We start from the raw sequence: 19,831 nt of genomic DNA on the forward strand, positions 1-19,831 counted from the left end.
CACAAACGCAAATCTACCTCAATAAAGCAAGTAAACATATCGTATTTTGCAATATATTTTTCAATGAGGGTTATCTTGCATACTGCTCAAACAGCTCTCTGTATTCCACCAGCTCTTCTCTTGTGATGGCAAAAATACCATGACCACCCTTTTCAAATTTCAGCCAATTAAATTGAATGCTTGGATAAGCCTGTCTTAAATGCCATTCACTATTACCCACTTCACACACAAGCAGGCCATCACGAGTCAAATAATCAGGTGCATGGTACAAAATTTTATGCACCAACATCAACCCATCTTGTCCAGCAGCAAGTGCAAGCTCGGGCTCATGCAAAAACTCTGGTGGCAAATCTGCCATATCTTCGCTGTCTACATAAGGTGGGTTGGTAACAATCAGTTCATACTGATTTTCCATAGGCAATCTTTCAAATAAATCACTTTCTAGCAAATTGACTTGATGTTCAAGCTCATGGTATTCCACATTTGTCCAAGCCACTTCCAAGGCATCTTTTGAAATATCGGTTGCATCTACATTGGCATCAGGCAAAGCTTTAGCCAATGCAATAGCAATACAACCAGAACCAGTACAAAGATCCAGCACTCGCTCAGGCTGGGCAAGCTCCCTGCCTTCAAGCCCATGCTCAAAAAAACTTGCTTTATTGGCATCATCAACATCAAAATATGGGAAAAACCGCTTGTTAATCAGCTCAGCAATTGGCGAACGGGGAATAAGTACACGCTCATCCACATAAAAAGGCAGGTGGCAAAAATAAGCCAAATTAATCAGATAACTTAACGGCTTACGCTGTACAATGCGATTGCCAAGCAAATCAAGCACAGCCATCTTTTCTGTATCAGTCAAACGACAATCTAAAATTTCAGGATCGGCCGACCAATCCAAATTTAGCGTATGTAGAACAATTGCAGAACTTTCAGCAAACTCATCAGTCGTGCCTTGTGCCACCACCACATCATATTCACGCAATTTACTCACACAAAAACGGATAAAATCACGAATCGTACGCAAATTTGCCTTAGCTTCATCAAGCTGTGCATACAGCTCATTAATTTGGGCGGGACTCAATCTCCCATCATCGCACGCGCCAAAATCAACAAAATCTTGCTCGTTAAAAATTTGATCATCATTTAAGTTCATATTAACATCATAATTAAGATTGGGTGCATCAGACATGATTGGCTCTATACAATAAAAATTAAAATAAAGTTCTCATTATAAATAAAATTGTATTTTTTTTAAACTTATTTTATGTAGTTTGGGGTGTTTTTATCTCTTAACATGAAATTTTGTTGAAAAAATAGTTTTTTTTGATAAAAAATTGTTACAATAAGCCAAATATTTATCCAATATATCTTTATCATTTCACAGTTTCACACATTCATCAAAGTCAAAGAGAAAAATCATGAGCGACAAATTGCCCTTTTGCTTACCCACCAACATCACCCCAGAAGTTTTTTTGGCTGAATATTGGCAAAAAAAACCACTACTGATCAAAAATGGCCTACCTGCCTTGGTAGGTATGTTTGAACCAACAGATGTGCTAGATTTGGCAATTGAAGATGGCGTTTGTGCTCGCTTAATCACCCAAAAAGACGATAATCCACAACAATGGACACTCAAAAACTCACCTTTGACCCAAAGCGATTTACAAAAAACACCACGCCTGTGGACGGTGCTGGTACAAAATTTAGAACAGTGGTCGCCTGAGCTGGGCGAACTGTGGCAAGCTTTTGATTTTATCCCCAAGTGGCAACAAGATGATATCATGGTCTCAGTCGCCCAAGCTGGCGGTTCAGTAGGCGAGCATTATGATGAATACGATGTCTTTTTAGCACAAGGCTATGGCAAACGCCGCTGGATACTTGGCAAAATGTGTACACCTGACACGCCATTTGTCAAAGACCAACCCATTCGTCTGCTAGATGACATGGGCGAGATTATTTTTGATGAGGTATTGGAGGCTGGCGATGTATTGTATGTACCGCCACGCCTATCTCATCATGGGGTAGCAATTGATGACTGCCTGACTTTTTCATTTGGTTTTCGTCGCCCCAATATGGTACAAATCCTAGACGAAGTGGCAGATGTGGCCACAGGCGAACACTCCCTATTTTCACCTCTTGTGTTGCCACAAGCCCTACAAAACAATCCTTATGAGCTATCAGCCAATAGTATTGATGCAATCAAAAGCGAACTCATCAATGTATTAAATTCAGACAAAGGCACAGCCATCTTAACCCAAGCTCTTAGCGAACTTGTCAGCAAACGCCAATACGACCTCATTGCCTTTGATGACGAATCAACACCAGATGAACTTGCTCAACGCCTACAAAATGGCGAATATCTCATCATAAACCCTGCTTGCCGTTTTGTGTTACAAGATAATGAATGGTACATCAACGGAGAGAATGTCTGCTTAAATGATCATGAATTGTCACTCATCAACAGACTGACCAATCATGAAGCAATCGTCTTTGATGATTTGAATGGTAATCTACTGACAAGTGTGACCAATTGGCTAAATGACAATTGGCTGATTTTGCTTTAAGCACACCAAGATAAAACAAAAAAAATGAGCTACATAAAGCTCATTTTTTTACACCCACCCCAAAATCCGCAAAATCGCCATACCGACTGCCATACCAATCATGCTAAAAACGGTAGTAAATGCCAAAATATTGGCAGCCAAAATCGCATTACTACCCATTGCTTTTACCATTACATAGCTTGCCGCTGCCGCAGGGCTTGCCACCATCATAAATAGCACGCCAAACTGCACCGCAGACAAGCCAAACCCCACACCCATTATAACCGCCACAATCGGTGCAACCACAATTCGCCCAATACTCGCCTGCATAGACACGCCAGTCAAGGCAAACATTGATTTGGCGTTAATACTCGCCCCTGCACAAATCAGCGCCAAGGGCAAGGCGATATTGGCAAACAGTCTGCCTGTTTTAAGCACAAAATCAGCTGGCATTGGCAAATTAACCGCCTTATATAAAAAAGCTGATACCAAGGCAATAATCAAAGGATTTTTGATGATTTTGGGTAGCATATTCAAAGACTTTTGCCAAAAGCCCTGCCCTGTATCGGTGCGACTTAGGGTAATCACCGCCAAAATATTATACAAAATGGTAATCAGCCCCATATACACCGCCCCCACCGATAGACCCGCCTCGCCATAGGCATTGGTTACGGTCGCAAGACTGATAATCGCCATATTGGAGCGAAACACCCCTTGCACGAATACGCCTTTATCACAAATATCCTGCACAAAAAATTTGGCATAAATCTCTGCCAAAAAATACAGCAAAAAAGTTGTACAAACCCCCGCAAGCAATAAATCAAGCTGGGCATAAAAATGAATATCGCTGTTTAATACACTCAAAAACAACAAACACGGCAAGGCAACTTTAAAAACAATATCAGATGCTGTCGCCACAAAACCTGCATCAATCACGCCCTTTTGTTTTAATAAAAAACCACTTGCCATCAAGATTAAATTGGGGGCGGTAATATTAAAGGCAAAAATAATGGCAGATAGCATTTTGGACTCGTTTTTATATTTAACAAGTGTTTACTTTTTTCTTAGGCTATTTTTGATAATTTTAAACCTTATCAACCTATATTTTAACTATCAAGCCATTAAATAATTAAAAAGTTGTATCAGTTATATTTTTTACAAATCTAATGACTGCTTTTTCATCTTCTTAACCGTCATCGCCAGCAAACTTATCGCCGCAGGGGTAACCCCACTTATCCTGCCTGCCTGCCCAAGTGTCGCAGGGCGAATGTGGGAGAGTTTTTGTACAATTTCATTGGACAGTCCAGACACCGCTGTATAATCAAAATCAACAGGCAAGGCGGTATTTTCAAGGCGTTTCATTTGCTCAATTTCATCGTTTTGGCGGTCAATGTAGCCTGCATATTTAACGCCAATTTCAATTTGTTCGCCCACTTCTTCACTTACCGCAGAATCGCTAATTTTGGCAATGTCAAAAAAAGTGATATTGGGGCGTTTTAATAAATCCAGCAGATTATTTTCTTTACTTAGTAGCTCATCAGGATTATTTGCCATAAAGGCTTTGCCAAGCTCGTTGGTAGGCGTTGCCCAAAGTGCTTTGAGTCGTGCGGTTTCTGTCTCAATCGCCTCTTGTTTTTGATTAAACTTCGCCCAACGCACATCATCTACCAAGCCAAGCTCTCGTCCAATGGCAGTCAAACGCTGGTCGGCATTGTCTTCACGCAAAAGCAGGCGATGCTCGGCACGACTGGTAAACATCCGATACGGCTCTTTGGTGCCGTGGGTAATCAAATCGTCCACCAGCACCCCCAAATACGCCTCGTGGCGTTTGGGCGTCCACGCCTCTTTATTTTGCACCAACAGTGCGGCGTTCGCCCCTGCCAGTAGCCCCTGTGCCGCCGCCTCTTCATAGCCTGTGGTGCCGTTGATTTGCCCTGCAAAATACAGATGGTCAATGGCTTTGGTTTCAAGCGTGGGCTTTAAGGCTTGGGGGTCAAAATAATCGTACTCAATGGCATAGCCTGCACGGATAATGTGGGCGTTTTCAAGCCCTTTCATAGAATGCACCAAATCCAGCTGTACATCAAAGGGCAAACTGGTGGAAATGCCATTGGGATACAGCTCGTGCGTGGTCAGACCCTCAGGCTCAATAAAAATCTGATGGCTGTCTTTGTCGGCAAAACGATGAATTTTATCCTCAATGCTTGGGCAGTATCTAGGGCCTACGCCCTCAATCACCCCAGAATACATCGGCGAGCGGTCAAGGCTTGCTCGGATAATGTCGTGGGTGCGTGCGTTGGTGTGGGTAATGTAGCAGTTGATTTGGCGTGGGTGCATAGACGCATCGCCCATATAGCTCATCACAGGCAAGGGCGTATCGCCTGCTTGCACAGTCATTTTGCCAAAATCCACCGTGCGTGCATCAAGGCGTGGCGGTGTGCCTGTTTTGAGTCGTCCCACAGGCAAATTAAGCTCCCGCAAACGGTGGGCCAAGCGAATGCTGGGCGGGTCGCCTGCACGCCCCCCTTGATAATTATCAAGCCCAATGTGAATCACCCCACCCAAAAAAGTGCCAGAAGTCAGCACCACCGCCGTGCAATTAAAGCGAATGCCAGACTGGGTAACCACCGCCACCGCACGCCCATTTTCTACGACGATGTCGTCAGCAGACTGGGCAAAAATATCCAAATTGTCTTGATTTTCAAGGGCTTGGCGGATATAGGCTTTGTATAATAAGCGGTCGGCTTGCGCTCGTGTGGCTCGCACCGCCGCCCCTTTTCGGCTGTTTAATACCCGAAATTGAATGCCTGCGTGGTCGGTCGCCAGTGCCATCGCCCCGCCCAATGCGTCCACTTCACGCACCAAATGCGATTTGCCAATCCCACCAATGGCAGGGTTACAGCTCATCGCCCCCAGCGTCTCAATGTTGTGGGTCAATAACAGCGTGGCAACGCCCATTCGTGCCGATGCCAATGCCGCCTCCGTGCCTGCGTGTCCGCCACCGATGACGATAACGCCGTAGTGTTTTGGGTAGTTCATTGTTTGCCCTATTTTTTTAATTTAACTTAGCTTCAATTTAACCGCTTATTATAACAGTTTTTGGTGAATAAAAAAATCAAAACCGCCATTTGGACGGTTTTTGACGGATAGGTTTAAAATCAATAACATCAAACTGCGTTTAAAATATAAAACATTTACAGTACACCTGATAAAAAAATAATACGCTTGATAACAATAGTTTAAAGTCATTTATTATCAAAAGCCTATTATTTAGGTGCTTATTATGGCATTTAAATCAACCCCAACGCCTTTAAATTGTCTATGGTACTTTGGGGCAAATTTTTATACATGGCTTGTTTGTCCTTGTCATCGCCAAATTTTAAAATCATTTCAATCAATGGCAAACCCTCAAAAGGCAAGTTATCCAATTTTTTTAAAAATTTTAATAAATACAGACCTGCGATGATGTCCTTATCCGCCAGCGTACGATGATTGACCATACGCCACGCCAATTCCCCTGCCCCACCCACAGTCACAATTTGATGAATGGCTTGCAAGGCGGTATTAGGATTTTCGCACAATTTGACAATGCTGTCAGAGTGCTGTTTTATTTTGGTTAATTGTTCATTATTCATAGATTTATTATTTAGATTTTATCCACGCATTACAAACATAAAACGGCTGTATCAAATAAAATTTAATACCTAGCCGTTTTTGCTTATCGCTTTTATGCTTACTGTTTTTAATAGTCAAATCTAAGACAGATTTTAAAAAAACCGTTTTAAATCTCTGGGCTATGTTCTTCAATCAAGGGTTTTAATTCGCCTGATTGATACATTTCAAGCATAATATCACTACCGCCAATCAGCTCGCCACCCACCCATAGTTGGGGAAAGGTTGGCCAGTTGGCGATTTGTGGTAGCGTGGCACGAATGTCAGGATTTTCAAGGATATTAACAAAGGCAAAAGGTCGCCCAATTTGGCTTAAAATCTCCACCGCACGAGACGAAAATCCGCACTGGGGGAACTGGGGCGTGCCTTTCATATACAAAAGGACGCTATTGTCTTTGATTTGGCTTTCAATCAAGGCTTTGATGTCGGTGTCGCTCATAACTTTCTCCAAAAAAATTTGTGTGTTTATGGGGGTTTTTGTGATTTTTGCAAGCGGTTTTTGCAAATTATCCACGCAAAAATTCATCGCTATTTACCACCGTGGCAAATTCACCGTGCAAATTGGCAAGGCTAATTTGATGCACAAGCTCACTATCATAGCGTGTGCCGTCCGCACCCACACGGTCAAAAGTCGCCGTGCCGTCCGCCACCACATAGGCATCAAAGCCCAAATTGCCCGCCATTCTGGTGGTGGTAGACACGCAGTGGTTGGTGGTAAGCCCGACAATCACAAGACTATCAATGGCACGGCTGGTCAATTCATCGTATAAATTTGTGCCGATAAATGCCGAATTGACCGTTTTGCCAATGATGATTTCATTATTTATAGGGGCGGTTAAGGGTTTAAACTCATTGCCGATTTGATTGGGGCGAAGTGGCGAGTTGGGGTCGGTGGAATTGTGCTGAATATGAAAAATGGGCATATTTTTTGCACGCCATTTTTGTAAAAGCCGATGACAAACCGTTTCGCAATGTGGATTGTTTCTATTGCCACCCCAATGGCTGTGATTATCAAAGCCAATTTGCAAATCTATCAATAAAAGAGCGGTGTTTTGATTAATCATTGTATTTTCCAAAAGCAAATTAAATAAATGTAATACCATTTAATCCATTTTTTGCAATAACACCACACAACTGGCAAATATCCCCTCGCCTCGCCCCAAATAGCCCATTTTTTCATTGGTGGTGGCTTTGATGCTAATACAGTCGGTATCCACTTTTAAAATATTGGCGATACATTCACGCATTTTGGTATTGTGGGGGGCGATTTTGGGCAATTCACAAATCACAGTCATATCGGCATTGATAAGCCGATAGCCTTTGTCTTGCACCATTTGATAGACTTGGCTCAATAACCGTTTGCTGTCCGCCCCTTTGTAGGCAGGGTCGCTATCACTAAAATGCTGACCAATGTCGCCGAGTGCCAACGCCCCAAGCAGTGCGTCCATCAAGGCGTGGAGCAACACATCGCCGTCAGAATGTGCCAAAATGCCGTGCGTATGCGGTATCACCACACCGCCAAGCGTGACAAAATCGCCTTGTGTAAAGGCGTGGACATCAAGTCCTTGACCGATTTTTAGCATAATCATCTCTCAAAATAATGATTGTAGCACATTCGTAATCAAAATGGTATAATGGCTTTGATTAAGCTTATACCAATTATACACACAATGCACAATCCTTTAAAAAACAGCCTGATTGTTATTATTTTTTGCATTGTGTTAGCAAGTATTGACCCTTTGGATTGGCACAGCTATTTATTGCATCAAATTGGCACGGTTTTTTTAATGCTACCGATGGCGTATTTATTTATCAAGCACAAAATCAGCACCAAAAGTCTTTATGCAATGACTGCTTTTTTGCTGTTGCATATTTTAGGGGCAAAGTACTTGTATTCTTATGTGCCATATGATGATTGGTCAAAATACCTTTTTAATATTTCCATTAGCGAAACTTTTAATTTTAAAAGAAATCATTATGACAGACTGGTACATTTTGCTTATGGTGTATGTTTGTATCCTTTGATATATGATTTAATCAAACATTGGTTCAAAACCAATAGCCAAAAACAGCTTGTGTTTATTGTGCTGACGGTCAATATGGCAACCAGTATGCTTTATGAACTTTTTGAATGGTTTTTGGCGATTGGCTTATCGCCCAAGCAAGCAGAACAATACAATGGACAACAAGGCGATATGTGGGATGCCCATAAAGATATGGCGTTGGCACTCATTGGGGCAGTGCTATCAAGTTTTGTTTATCCCAATTACAAAGCTTGTCAATGTAAACCTACCCAATATACACCTTAAGCACAAACTTGAAATTTGACTTTTAAACCTTATTATACAGCAAATTTGTGGATATATTATGATGACAACCTTCCCTTCACCCCCTTTCTCCAAAAATCCAAGCAACACCCGTGTCATTGTCGGTATGTCAGGCGGTGTGGACAGCTCGGTATCCGCCCTATTATTAAAACAAGCAGGCTATCAGGTGGAGGGTCTGTTTATGAAAAATTGGGAAGAAGATGACGGCACCGAGTATTGCACGGCGATGACAGACTTGGCGGACGCCCAAGCGGTGGCGGACAAATTGGGCATTTATTTGCATACCGCCAATTTTAGTGTGGAATATTGGGACAATGTGTTTGAGCATTTTTTGGCAGAATACAAAGCAGGTCGCACGCCAAACCCTGATATTTTGTGCAATAAAGAGATTAAATTTAAAGCCTTTTTGGAGTATGCCACGCACCATTTGGGGGCGGATTTTATTGCCACAGGGCATTATGTACGCCGTGGCGATATTGTCAATCATCATTCGCAAAATCTAGCAAAAGCCCCTTTATTAAAAGGGCTAGACGACAATAAAGACCAAAGCTATTTTTTATATGCGGTGGGCGGTGATAAATTGGCAAAAACTTTATTTCCCATTGGTCATTTACAAAAAAGCCAAGTGCGACAAATTGCCACACAATACGATTTAGCCACCGCCCACAAAAAAGATTCCACAGGCATTTGTTTTATTGGCGAACGCAAATTCAAAGACTTTTTGCAAACTTATTTGCCTGCCCAAATGGGCGATATTTATACCGATGACGGACACAAAATCGGCACGCATTCTGGCTTGATGTACTATACCATCGGACAACGGGGTGGCATTGGCATTGGTGGGGTCAAAAACCGAGCTGACGAACCGTGGTTTGTATTACAAAAAGACTTAAAAAACAACCGCTTAATTGTCGGTCAAGGGCATAACCACCCTTATTTATTATCCAAAGAATTGACCGCTTATAAATTGGATTGGGTGGTAAATCCGCCCCAAAATGGCGACAAACTCACCGCCAAAACCCGCTACCGCCAAGCCGACCAAGCCTGCACCGTGTATCTTGAAAATGACAAAGTGCGAGTGGTGTGTGACGAACCACAGCGGGCGGTAACTTTGGGGCAATCGGTGGTGTTGTATGACGGTCAGATGTGTTTGGGCGGTGGGGTGATTGATTGGTGTGATGCGCCGTCCCTATGATTTGATAATCACCGCTAAAACTACTTTTGGTATTGGCTAATGTCGTTTAAATAAAAAACACATAAGCCAATGCCCCAGTAATCCTATTGGAAGCAATCCTATTTGGCGTTTATTGCTGTTGAAAAGTTTTGATTTAAAAATTGTGATTTGAAAATAGACTTCCTGCAAAACCCCAAAGTTAAGGAAAACCGTTCGTGGTGAGCTTGTCGAACCATAACGGTTTTCCGCTACCCTTCGACTTAGCTCAGGGCGAACGGAAAACCTAGTATTGCAGGAAGTCTAATATAATTAAGCGTTGTTTTTTATCATTGTTATGTTATCTAGCATTGTTATTTAGATTGCTATTTAATTAAAAGGTTGTATTAAATCTCATTCACTTTATTATACGGTGGTAATCAATGCCCTATCAAGTATATATCCAAGCCCTAAAAGATTACAAAAACCACAAAATAAATGGTCGAAGGTTGCTTGCTATTTGGGAGAATGCACCCAGTGAGATTGACATTGTTTATTATAACCTACACCATTTGGTGGACGATGAAGACATTCGCCAAAAAGATGAATACTATAAAACACAGCAATTATTGCATTTAGACCAACTGATTAATGCCCTAGAAAAAGGCGAAAACCGTGAGTATTTGTCAAGGCTAAACTTTTTATCTTTTGACGACAGCCATTGTAAGAATAATAGCGATGATAAATTGTCAAAATACCCATTATCAAAACACAAGTCGCCAAAAGAAATTTTGTATTCACAGGCTTTTGCTATTATCCAAGACACACAAAATATTGATATTTTTAATCACAGCGTATTTGTGCAATTTTCTTGCCATATTAACAAATACACTTTGGCAAAAACCGCTCGTGAATTTGGCTACACAGTATTAAACATCAAAAAGCACAAATGGACATATTGGTTGTTTTTTATTCCATCGCCCAATATCATTAGCCTAAAAATAGATGACCTAAGCCGTTTTTATAAATTTTTTGAACGATGCAATCAATTTGCCTTGGTGGAGTTTTTGCTTTGTGCCAAAGATACGGATATTGAACACGCATTAAGTCAGGGTGTGGATATGGATTGTGCGATAAATACCAACCAAAACTATTTTTATTATAGGCTAAATTTTGATGGCTATGACGACAAAGACAGTGGCGAAAGCACAGCACTATTGAACGCTGATTATAATTTTGTGCCAAAAAATTTACAGCCATATTTTACCAATAAAGTTTTATCAATAAATCCAATTGTTAATTCATAGATAAAAATCGGCTTATTTTTGACAAAACCCAGGCGGTTTTTTCAAAAAAAGCTCATCGCCAGCACTGCATAAATTGTGCTATAATATGCCAACGATACCACATAGGAAACACAATGAATAGCCTTACCGCCCTATCCCCCCTTGACGGTCGCTATGCGTCCAAATGCGACAGCCTACGCCCATTTTTGTCTGAATTTGGCTTAATGCACGCCCGAGTATTGGTAGAAATCCGCTGGTTGCAGGCATTGGCAAACCATAGTCAAATCACAGAAATCAAGCCGTTTTCTGATGACACCAATGCCAAATTAAATGCGATTATTGATAATTTTTCACAAGACAATGCCGAACGCATTAAACAAATTGAAGCCACCACCAATCACGATGTCAAAGCGGTGGAATATTTTTTAAAAGAACAAATTAGTGATATTGATGAATTAAAAATGTCAGGCGAATTTATTCATTTTGCTTGTACATCAGAAGATATTAACAATTTATCACACGCTTTAATGCTCAAAAACAGCCGTGAAATATTGGCAAAATCAATGCAAGCGATTATTGACCGTATTGCACACTTGGCAGACGAATATAGCGATGTGCCAATGTTATCACGCACGCACGGACAAACGGCAAGCCCCACCACAATGGGCAAAGAGCTGGCAAATGTGGCTTATCGCTTGCACCGTCAATTAAAGCAATTTAATAGTGTAGAATTACTGGGTAAAATCAATGGGGCGGTAGGCAATTATAATGCCCATTTGGTGGCATATCCTGATATTGACTGGGCAAAAAACGCCCAAGATTTTGTGCAAAGTTTGGGGCTTACTTTTAACCCTTATACCACACAAATTGAACCACACGATTATATGGCAGAATTGTTTGACGCCCTACGCCGATTTAATACCATTTTGATTGATTTTAATCGTGATATTTGGGGCTATATTTCTTTGGGCTATTTTACCCAAAAAATGAAAGACGGCGAAGTGGGTAGCTCCACAATGCCCCACAAAGTCAATCCCATTGATTTTGAAAACTCTGAGGGCAATTTAGGTCTGGCAAATAGCGTGCTGGCACATTTGGGCGAAAAATTGCCGATTAGTCGCTGGCAACGAGATTTGACCGATAGTACCGTTTTGCGTAATATGGGCGTGGGTTTGGCACAAAGTTTGATTGCTTTTGAAGCGTGCCTAAAAGGCATTGGCAAATTGCAATTAAATACCCAAAGACTTGCCGAAGATTTGGACAACGCCCAAGAAGTGCTTGCCGAACCCATTCAAACCGTGATGAGACGCTATAATATTGAAAAACCTTATGAAAAATTAAAGGCACTCACCCGTGGGCAAGCGATGACGCGCCAGATGATGACGGATTTTGTGGGTGGTGATGAATTAAAGCAAGTGCCAGCCGATGACAAAAAGCGACTAAGCGATTTGACCCCTGCACGCTACATTGGCAATGCCAGTGAGCAGGCGAAAGGGCTTGGGGAGTGGTTAAAGTAACTAATATTTTAAATTGTCAAAATAAATAACTGGACAAACCAACTAATTAAAAGCATAAATAAAAAGCATATTGATTTTTAATGGCTTGCTTATTTATCACGCAAATTATTTGATGGTATAGTTATTTATTTTGATTGCTATTTATTTATAACTTGAATGTAAGGATTTTTATGAAAACCATGACCACCAACGAGCTACGCCAAGCCTTTATTGATTTTTTTGCCAGCAAACAGCACACGCCTGTGCCGTCATCTAGCCTTGTGCCACACAACGACCCCACTTTGCTGTTTACCAATGCGGGTATGAACCAGTTTAAAGACACTTTTTTGGGGCTAGAACAGCGTGATTACCGCCGTGCCGTTACCGCCCAAAAATGCGTGCGTGCAGGGGGCAAGCACAACGACCTTGACAATGTCGGCTACACCGCCCGCCACCACACTTTTTTTGAGATGATGGGCAATTTTAGTTTTGGCGATTATTTTAAAGAAACTGCCATTCCTTTGGCGTGGGAGTTTTTGACCTCCCCTGACTGGCTTGGCTTACCCAAAGAACGCTTGTACATTACCATTTATCACACCGATGACGAAGCCTTTGACATTTGGCACAAAGTGGTGGGTTTATCGCCTGACCGCATTATCCGTATTGGCGACAACAAAGGCGGTGCTTATCAGTCCGACAATTTTTGGATGATGGGCGACACAGGGCCTTGTGGACCTTGCACTGAGATTTTTTATGACCACGGCGAGCATATTTGGGGTGGACTGCCTGGCAGTGCGGACGAAGATGGCGACCGCTTTATTGAGATTTGGAACTGTGTGTTTATGCAGTTTAACCGCCAAAAAGACGGTACGATGGAGCGACTGCCTGCCCCAAGCGTGGACACAGGTATGGGGCTTGAACGAATGAGTGCCATTATGCAAGGCGTGCATAGCAATTATGAGATTGACACTTTTGTCAATTTGATGAACTCGGCAAGCGACATTATTGGCATACCCAATCAAAACGAGCCGTCCTTAAAGGTACTTGCCGACCATATCCGTGCGGTGGCGTTTTTAATCGCTGACGGTGTCGTGCCAAGCAACGAAGGGCGTGGCTATGTCTTACGCCGTATTATCCGCCGAGCGGTGCGACACGGCAACAAATTGGGGGCAAATGGGGCATTTTTTTACAAACTGGTGTCTGCACTGACAGGCGAGATGGGACAAGCTTACCCACAGCTTATCGCCAAACAAGCCAACATTGAAAGCATTATTTTAAAAGAAGAAGAGCAATTTGCCAAAACCCTATCGCAGGGCTTACGACTGCTATCAAGCGAGCTTGAACACTTGCAACAAGGCGACACTTTGTCTGGCGAAACTGCCTTTAAACTGTACGACACCTATGGCTTTCCTTATGATTTGACCGCCGACATTGTGCGTGAAAAAGACATTCACATTGACGAGACCGCCTTTTTGCGTGAAATGGACGCCCAGCGTCAAAGGGCCCGTGAAGCAGGCAAATTTGGGCTTGACTACACCAGTTTGATTAAAGTAGAACAGCCAAGCACCTTTGTGGGCTATGAAAAGTTGCACGCCGATGGGCAAATCCTGCAACTGTTCACAGACGGCAAGGCGGTGGACACGCTGGTTGAAGGCGACACAGGCGTGGTGGTGCTTGACCAAACGCCTTTTTATGCCGAAAGTGGCGGTCAAGTGGGCGAAATGGGGCAAATGACCACCGCCACAGGCGTGTTTGTCGTGGAAGACACACAAAAATCAGGCACAGGCATTGTCCATTATGGGCGTGTGGCAATGGGGCAACTTGACTTAAATCAAAGTGTGCTGTCCGAAGTACAAGCCGATGTGCGTCTTGACAGTGCCAAAAACCACTCCGCCACCCACCTACTGCACGCCAGTTTGCAACAAGTTTTGGGCGATGGCGTGGCACAAAAAGGCTCGCTTGTGTCATCACAACTGCTTCGCTTTGACTTTTCTTATGACAAACCAATCAGCGATGATGAGCTTGCCCACATTGAAACCATTGTCAATGAAAAAATCGCCCAAAACGACACGGTTTTGATTGAATATATGAACATCAACGATGCCAAAAACAAAGGGGCGATGGCATTGTTTGGCGAAAAATACGGCGAGACGGTGCGAGTACTCACAATGGGCAAAAATGCCGACCAAAGTGCCTTTTCTATTGAGCTGTGTGGCGGTATTCACATCAAACAAACAGGCGACATTGGACTGTTTAAAATCGTCTCTGAAAGCGGTATCTCATCAGGCGTTCGCCGTATTGAGGCCTTGACAGGGCTTGGGGCATTGCGTTATATCCAAGCAGGCGAAAAAGTGCTGAACACCCTTGCCCAAGAATTTAAAGCAAAGCGTGAAGAAGTCTTGGGGCGTGTGCTGGTCTTGACCGACAAAGTCAAAGAAAGCGACAAACAGATTGAAAAATTGACCCAAAAACTATCAAGTTTTGAAGCCAAATCGTTGATGGACAAAGTCCTTGACATAAAAGGCGTGCCAGTACTCATTAGTAAGGTGGACAATACAGACGCCAAAGGCTTACGCAGTTTGGCAGACGACATCAAATCCAAACTGCACACTGGCGTGGCGGTCTTGGCGAGTGTCAATGACGGCAAAATCGCCCTAACCGCAAGCGTCGGCAAAGATTTGACCGACAAAATCAAAGCAGGCGACATCATCAAATCGCTTTGTGAAACCCTTGACGGCAAAGGCGGTGGCAAGAGCGACTTTGCCCAAGGCGGTGCCAATGATGTGGCAAATTTGGATAAGGCGTTGGCTGATTTAAAAGATGATTTGGCAGGTAAACTATAATACCCACACCATGACAATTACATGACTGTTCACAAGGCAGTCATGCGTAAAAAGCTTGATAAAGACTGAACAATGGTTGATATAAACATTAATCATTGTAATACATCTGTTATACAAATGTCTTAAATCATTAAGCTGTTTATAAATTTTTGTCATGAATTTATCAGTTTATTTTAACAATAAATTGGGGTATAATCTGTAAAATTTTATTCACAACCTTTGGTTTTTCTAGCATTTTTTTGAACAAAAGGCAAACATAATGGCGTTAATTGTACAAAAATACGGTGGCACCTCAATGGGTAATACCAGCCGTATCAAAAATGTCGCCGCACGCGTGAAGCGTTGGCACGATCATGGTCATCAAATCGTAGTTGTGGTATCAGCAATGAGTGGCGAAACCAACCGCTTGATTGGCTTAGCTCGTGAAATATCCAATGACCCAGACCCTCGTGAATACGACCAAATGGTTGCCACAGGTGAACAAGTATCCATCGCTTTGCTTGCGATGGCACTAAAAGACTTGGGCATTAATGCCAAGTCTATGACAGGTCGTCAGGTCGCCATAAAAACAGATGAGACTCATACCAAAGCCCGCATTGAACACATTGATGCCGACAACCTAAAACAAGAACTGGCTGACGGAAAAGTTCTTATCGTAGCAGGCTTTCAAGGTGTGAATAAATACAATGATTTGACCACACTGGGTCGTGGTGGCTCAGACACCACAGGGGTGGCAATTGCGGCCGCCATCGGTGCAGACGAATGTCAAATTTATACTGATGTGGACGGTGTATACACTACCGACCCACGAGTAACCTCAAAAGCCAAAAAACTATCAAAAATTACTTTTGAAGAAATGCTAGAAATGGCATCACTGGGTTCAAAGGTACTACAAATTCGCTCAGTGGAGTTTGCAGGTAAGTACAAAGTGCCACTGCGTGTACTATCAAGCTTTGATGAGGGTGCAGATGGTGCTTTTGATGACGAATTTAAACAAAATACTGGTACACTAATTACTGCTGATGAAGGAGATGATATGGAGCGTGCTGTAATTTCAGGCATTGCCTTTAACCGTGACGAAGCCAAAATTGTCCTACTGGGCGTACCAGACCGCCCTGGTATTGCTTCAGCCATTTTAAGCCCAATTGGTGCAGCAAACATCGAAGTGGACATGATCATTCAAAATATTTCAGAAAATGGTGTAACCGATTTTAGTTTTACTGTACCTCGTGGCGATTTTAACAAAGCCCTAAAAATTCTCAATGAGAAGGTTAAAGATGACATTGGTGCCACTCAAATCATTGGCGATGACAAAGTTGTTAAAGTATCCATTGTTGGTGTAGGTATGCGTTCACACGCAGGTGTGGCAAGCAAAATGTTTGAAACATTAGCTTCAGAAAACATTAACCTACAAATGATTTCAACATCAGAAATCAAAGTTTCTGTGCTTGTACAGGAACAACATTTAGAAAAAGCCGTCAAGTCATTACACACCGCTTTCGGTCTTGATCGTGAAGATGGTGAAAGCAAAGTTGCAGGCCTATAATTGATAGACTTAAAATGATTGTAAATTTTTAATAAGAAAAATTTACATAATTTACGCTAAAAATTACTGACAAAATATCCAAGCCGTTTTATAATGATGTCTTGGGTATTTTATTTTTTTGGGTATTTTTATTATTTCATGCATCAGTGCAAGGAGCGATTATGTTAATCCTAACTCGCCGTGTTGGCGAAACTTTAATGATTGGTGATGAAGTCAGCGTTACTGTACTTGGCGTCAAGGGCAACCAAGTACGCCTTGGTGTTAATGCACCAAAAGACATTGCTGTGCATCGTGAAGAAATTTATCAACGCATTCAGCATGAACGCTCAATGCAAGCACACATGAGCCATCTAGAACAAGGTAATTTTGCACCGCCATCATTTGATGATGATGATTACTTCAATCGTTAATTCATTGATTTTTAGGGGAAATTTATGACAAAAAGCATTTCCGCCCTACTTCATGGTATTGAAACTGGCGTATTAAACTTTGCCGACATCATTGTCTTTATTGACAGTCATTATACTTATACACCAGTTGAATTTCAAAATGGAGAGATCACCAATGCAGCTGGCACCAATGAAGGTTCTGCTAAAGTGTTTAGCTTTGCTAAATTGCATGGCCTCAATCAGTTGGATACACTAAAATTATTTGCTGAACATTACCAATCTGTGCTTAACAATCCTGATGGTACAGATCATGCCAATATTCGTAATTTTATTCACTACGGCTGGCAGGGTTTTGGCTTACCAAAAAATGCCCTTACGCCAAAATGATTGGTTTTTTATCACAAAACGCTCAAAATCAGTAGAATTTACTTGAAATATTGGTAGATTTCATTTATAATTTGGGCTTTAATTTTTCTGCCATTTCTTGATTGTTGTCGCCTTTAACAACAAAAAAGAATGGTGCAACTTGATAGTTTGGTCAAATTTGTGTCTTGTCCATACCATATTTATGACACCTTGCCCAGACGGCACATCCGATACCGCTCAATATCCGTGCCATGTTTTATTAGGAGTTCACCATGTCTCGTGTATGTCAAGTGACTGGAAAGCGCCCATTAGTGGGCAATAATGTATCACACGCCAACAACAAAACTCGTCGTCGTTTCTTACCAAATCTACACAACCATCGTTTTTGGGTAGAATCAGAAAACCGTTTCGTACGCCTTCGTGTGTCATCTAAGGGTATGCGCATCATTGATAAGCACGGCATTGAAAAAGTGCTTGCTGACCTACGCGCACAAGGTCAAAAAATCTAATTTTAGATTTTCCACTTAGACTATTTTTAAGGATACGACAATGAGAGATAAAATTAAATTAGTTTCTACTGCTGGTACTGGTTATTTCTACACCACCACCAAAAACAAACGCACCATGCCAGGCAAAATGGAAATCAAAAAATTTGACCCAAAAATTCGCCAACATGTTTTATTTAAAGAAGCAAAAATCAAATAAGTTGCTCTTTAAAAATAAAAAAGACCGCACTTTTAGCGGTCTTTTTCATACATATTGTATCATTTGCAAAATACCGCCACTTCATAAACTTAGTGGCGGACAACCAACAAAGTTTGGTATGCCAATAACTTTGATGAATTCTTTTACAGTTCAAATGACCCAAATGCTGATTAATTCATACAATTTTTTTATAAAAATTTTTATAAAAAAATATTTGAAAATATTAATCATCTGACTTTTTTATTAGATGTTCATTTATTAGAACATCAGTTTAAAAGCACCCCCACAAAAAAACAAACAAACTCAATAAAATCATCTACTTATGAACAATCACCCCCTACTCACTCCCCTTACCATCGGCAACCAAACCATACAAAATCGCCTTATTATTGCCCCTATGGCTGGTGGGAACAACCAAATAATAAATCCAATAAAATCAATTATTTAAAAATATAATCCTAAAATGTTGCAAATAAGCTGTAATCAGCACCCACTAAACTACCAATTTTTCACATCAAAACATCAATTTTTTGGCAGATTTTAAACCAAAAAAAAGACCATGCATCATTGCATGGTCATCATCTCATCATTACCTAGCTTTGCATATTTTGCCAATCTTTGCTCGCCTCCGTTCTGGCCGATTCTAGCCACCGAGCAACATCAGCTACATTAACAAAATAAGCACCACCGCCAGTCTGAAATGCAGGAAATGGCAACTGACAGGCTCTCGCCTTTTTATTTGCTGTTGCAATTTTCATGTATGGCATATAGTCATCAATGACTGTCAGCAATGGCACAACAGGGTTTTTATAACGCAAAAACAGCATGGTGCCGATGTCAATGTCATGATTTGGCGTCGCCATTTTAATCCCCCTAGTATTTTCCCATAATGCCTAAAGTTCGTACCGCATGGTTTGTTATGTTCATGATTTTATTTTCCCACAGGCAGTCCAAACGCAGCATTGATATTTACAATACTTTGTGGCACCAGCGGATAATTAGGTCTGTCTGATTTTTCAAATTTTTCAAGAAGCGATCTAGAATCTGGCCACACTTTCCAAAGCTGCTTAAAAGTATTGATACCAGATAGCATCGTCTCAGCATCAAATTTAGCTTGTCTTTTTTTTCTTTGCTCATCTTCATAGGCTTGTTTGGCAACAAGGTATTTTTTGATGATTGCATCATCCTTGGTTAAGCCGTGAAAATCCTTACCAATACATGGACCATGCATCAAAACCACTCTATTATCAGAAAGAATAACATCAAAATAATACTTATTATCCAAGCATTGAATACCCTCCAATTTAAGCACTTTTGAATGGTAAAAAAACAAATTTGGCAGTTTTTTGACATCATCAAGATATTTGCCAAAAATATGCTGATGAATTTCGTCACCAGCCAACCGAAGGTCATATTCTTTTTGTTTGATATTATCGTCAAATTTACCATTTTTAAGCAGTTCATTAACCATCAAATGCTTAATTTCTTTAGTCAATCTTGCCATG

General features: G+C 41.5%; 19 protein-coding genes and 1 pseudogene. 11 read left to right on the forward strand and 9 right to left on the reverse strand.

The genetic code is table 11. The annotated features are described in order from the left end of the window. Positions 1-70 precede the first annotated feature (70 nt). Positions 71-1,156, reverse strand: coding sequence for a 50S ribosomal protein L3 N(5)-glutamine methyltransferase (gene prmB / locus R0123_RS01990; protein ID WP_323843229.1), 1,086 nt, complete (start codon positions 1,154-1,156; stop codon positions 71-73). Between the two features lie 265 nt (positions 1,157-1,421). On the opposite strand from prmB, the gene R0123_RS01995 reads away from it, so the two are divergent. Continuing rightward, entirely contained in the window at positions 1,422-2,567 is a 1,146-nt protein-coding gene (locus R0123_RS01995; RefSeq protein WP_323842902.1) for a cupin domain-containing protein, read from the forward strand. A gap of 48 nt (positions 2,568-2,615) precedes the next feature. Here the strand turns inward: R0123_RS01995 and R0123_RS02000 are convergent, their stop codons facing one another. From R0123_RS02000 to ispF, 6 genes are all read right to left on the reverse strand, one after another. Next, positions 2,616-3,569 (reverse strand): AEC family transporter, encoded by a 954-nt coding sequence (locus R0123_RS02000; RefSeq protein WP_323842903.1) that lies wholly within the window; start codon positions 3,567-3,569, stop codon positions 2,616-2,618. A gap of 132 nt (positions 3,570-3,701) precedes the next feature. After that, positions 3,702-5,585 carry a tRNA uridine-5-carboxymethylaminomethyl(34) synthesis enzyme MnmG gene (gene mnmG, locus R0123_RS02005; RefSeq protein WP_323842904.1) on the reverse strand — a complete coding sequence of 628 codons (1,884 nt, stop codon included), beginning with the start codon at positions 5,583-5,585 and terminating at the stop codon, positions 3,702-3,704. Positions 5,586-5,836: 251 nt separating this feature from the next. Beyond that, on the reverse strand, positions 5,837-6,181 hold the full coding sequence (locus R0123_RS02010; RefSeq protein WP_323842905.1) for a hypothetical protein: 345 nt from the start codon (positions 6,179-6,181) through the stop codon (positions 5,837-5,839). Between the two features lie 146 nt (positions 6,182-6,327). Then, positions 6,328-6,657, reverse strand: coding sequence for a Grx4 family monothiol glutaredoxin (gene grxD, locus R0123_RS02015; RefSeq protein ID WP_323842129.1), 330 nt, complete (start codon positions 6,655-6,657; stop codon positions 6,328-6,330). A 67-nt stretch (positions 6,658-6,724) separates the two neighbouring features. Beyond that, positions 6,725-7,282: a cysteine hydrolase family protein gene (locus R0123_RS02020; RefSeq protein ID WP_323842906.1), complete on the reverse strand. Its 558-nt coding sequence runs from the start codon at positions 7,280-7,282 to the stop codon at positions 6,725-6,727. Positions 7,283-7,321: 39 nt separating this feature from the next. Then, complete coding sequence (ispF, locus tag R0123_RS02025) at positions 7,322-7,807, reverse strand: 2-C-methyl-D-erythritol 2,4-cyclodiphosphate synthase (protein ID WP_323842907.1); 486 nt, start codon at positions 7,805-7,807, stop codon at positions 7,322-7,324. A gap of 81 nt (positions 7,808-7,888) precedes the next feature. Here ispF and R0123_RS02030 point away from each other — a divergent pair, with 81 nt between their 5' ends. From R0123_RS02030 to rpmG, 10 genes and pseudogenes are all read left to right on the forward strand, one after another. Continuing rightward, the gene (locus R0123_RS02030; protein ID WP_323842909.1) at positions 7,889-8,527 is read left to right on the forward strand and encodes a DUF2238 domain-containing protein; all 639 of its coding nucleotides are present in this window, start codon (positions 7,889-7,891) and stop codon (positions 8,525-8,527) included. Between the two features lie 58 nt (positions 8,528-8,585). After that, positions 8,586-9,740: a tRNA 2-thiouridine(34) synthase MnmA gene (gene mnmA / locus R0123_RS02035; protein WP_323842910.1), complete on the forward strand. Its 1,155-nt coding sequence runs from the start codon at positions 8,586-8,588 to the stop codon at positions 9,738-9,740. A 398-nt stretch (positions 9,741-10,138) separates the two neighbouring features. Continuing rightward, positions 10,139-11,002: a hypothetical protein gene (locus R0123_RS02040; RefSeq protein WP_323842911.1), complete on the forward strand. Its 864-nt coding sequence runs from the start codon at positions 10,139-10,141 to the stop codon at positions 11,000-11,002. Between the two features lie 113 nt (positions 11,003-11,115). Further along, on the forward strand, positions 11,116-12,498 hold the full coding sequence (gene purB, locus R0123_RS02045) for an adenylosuccinate lyase (RefSeq protein WP_323842912.1): 1,383 nt from the start codon (positions 11,116-11,118) through the stop codon (positions 12,496-12,498). 170 nt (positions 12,499-12,668) lie between these two features. Beyond that, a complete protein-coding gene (alaS, locus tag R0123_RS02050) occupies positions 12,669-15,320 on the forward strand; it encodes an alanine--tRNA ligase (RefSeq protein WP_323842913.1) in 2,652 nt (883 codons plus the stop codon). A 259-nt stretch (positions 15,321-15,579) separates the two neighbouring features. Then, positions 15,580-16,866, forward strand: coding sequence for an aspartate kinase (locus R0123_RS02055; RefSeq protein ID WP_323842139.1), 1,287 nt, complete (start codon positions 15,580-15,582; stop codon positions 16,864-16,866). Positions 16,867-17,027: 161 nt separating this feature from the next. Then, positions 17,028-17,195 (forward strand): annotated as a pseudogene (csrA, locus tag R0123_RS02060) (carbon storage regulator CsrA); the annotation flags it as partial. A gap of 105 nt (positions 17,196-17,300) precedes the next feature. Continuing rightward, the gene (locus R0123_RS02065; RefSeq protein WP_323842140.1) at positions 17,301-17,642 is read left to right on the forward strand and encodes a HopJ type III effector protein; all 342 of its coding nucleotides are present in this window, start codon (positions 17,301-17,303) and stop codon (positions 17,640-17,642) included. Positions 17,643-17,893: 251 nt separating this feature from the next. Further along, complete coding sequence (gene rpmB, locus R0123_RS02070; protein WP_036362158.1) at positions 17,894-18,130, forward strand: 50S ribosomal protein L28; 237 nt, start codon at positions 17,894-17,896, stop codon at positions 18,128-18,130. 40 nt (positions 18,131-18,170) lie between these two features. After that, on the forward strand, positions 18,171-18,326 hold the full coding sequence (gene rpmG, locus R0123_RS02075) for a 50S ribosomal protein L33 (RefSeq protein ID WP_003659281.1): 156 nt from the start codon (positions 18,171-18,173) through the stop codon (positions 18,324-18,326). Positions 18,327-18,919: 593 nt separating this feature from the next. On the opposite strand, the gene R0123_RS02080 is transcribed toward rpmG, so the two are convergent. Both R0123_RS02080 and R0123_RS02085 read right to left on the reverse strand, forming a co-directional pair. Continuing rightward, on the reverse strand, positions 18,920-19,189 hold the full coding sequence (locus tag R0123_RS02080; protein ID WP_323842914.1) for a pyocin activator PrtN family protein: 270 nt from the start codon (positions 19,187-19,189) through the stop codon (positions 18,920-18,922). 68 nt (positions 19,190-19,257) lie between these two features. Beyond that, positions 19,258-19,830, reverse strand: a complete 573-nt coding sequence (locus R0123_RS02085) for an Nmad5 family putative nucleotide modification protein (RefSeq protein ID WP_323842915.1) — start codon at positions 19,828-19,830, stop codon at positions 19,258-19,260. Position 19,831 lies beyond the last annotated feature (1 nt).

This window comes from Moraxella sp. Pampa (genome assembly GCF_035181385.1).
GTDB lineage: Bacteria > Pseudomonadota > Gammaproteobacteria > Pseudomonadales > Moraxellaceae > Moraxella.

Coding starts and splice junctions, on each gene's coding strand:
- grxD (WP_323842129.1), bottom strand. CDS start 6,657: ATGAGCGACACCGACATCAAAGCCTTGATTGAAAGCCAAATCAAAGAC.
- R0123_RS02065 (WP_323842140.1), top strand. CDS start 17,301: ATGACAAAAAGCATTTCCGCCCTACTTCATGGTATTGAAACTGGCGTA.
- R0123_RS02040 (WP_323842911.1), top strand. CDS start 10,139: ATGCCCTATCAAGTATATATCCAAGCCCTAAAAGATTACAAAAACCAC.
- R0123_RS02085 (WP_323842915.1), bottom strand. CDS start 19,830: ATGGCAAGATTGACTAAAGAAATTAAGCATTTGATGGTTAATGAACTG.
- rpmB (WP_036362158.1), top strand. CDS start 17,894: ATGTCTCGTGTATGTCAAGTGACTGGAAAGCGCCCATTAGTGGGCAAT.
- purB (WP_323842912.1), top strand. CDS start 11,116: ATGAATAGCCTTACCGCCCTATCCCCCCTTGACGGTCGCTATGCGTCC.
- rpmG (WP_003659281.1), top strand. CDS start 18,171: ATGAGAGATAAAATTAAATTAGTTTCTACTGCTGGTACTGGTTATTTC.
- R0123_RS02030 (WP_323842909.1), top strand. CDS start 7,889: ATGCACAATCCTTTAAAAAACAGCCTGATTGTTATTATTTTTTGCATT.
- mnmA (WP_323842910.1), top strand. CDS start 8,586: ATGATGACAACCTTCCCTTCACCCCCTTTCTCCAAAAATCCAAGCAAC.
- R0123_RS02010 (WP_323842905.1), bottom strand. CDS start 6,181: ATGAATAATGAACAATTAACCAAAATAAAACAGCACTCTGACAGCATT.
- ispF (WP_323842907.1), bottom strand. CDS start 7,807: ATGATTATGCTAAAAATCGGTCAAGGACTTGATGTCCACGCCTTTACA.
- prmB (WP_323843229.1), bottom strand. CDS start 1,156: ATGAACTTAAATGATGATCAAATTTTTAACGAGCAAGATTTTGTTGAT.
- alaS (WP_323842913.1), top strand. CDS start 12,669: ATGAAAACCATGACCACCAACGAGCTACGCCAAGCCTTTATTGATTTT.
- R0123_RS01995 (WP_323842902.1), top strand. CDS start 1,422: ATGAGCGACAAATTGCCCTTTTGCTTACCCACCAACATCACCCCAGAA.
- R0123_RS02020 (WP_323842906.1), bottom strand. CDS start 7,282: ATGATTAATCAAAACACCGCTCTTTTATTGATAGATTTGCAAATTGGC.
- R0123_RS02055 (WP_323842139.1), top strand. CDS start 15,580: ATGGCGTTAATTGTACAAAAATACGGTGGCACCTCAATGGGTAATACC.
- mnmG (WP_323842904.1), bottom strand. CDS start 5,585: ATGAACTACCCAAAACACTACGGCGTTATCGTCATCGGTGGCGGACAC.
- R0123_RS02000 (WP_323842903.1), bottom strand. CDS start 3,569: ATGCTATCTGCCATTATTTTTGCCTTTAATATTACCGCCCCCAATTTA.
- R0123_RS02080 (WP_323842914.1), bottom strand. CDS start 19,189: ATGGCGACGCCAAATCATGACATTGACATCGGCACCATGCTGTTTTTG.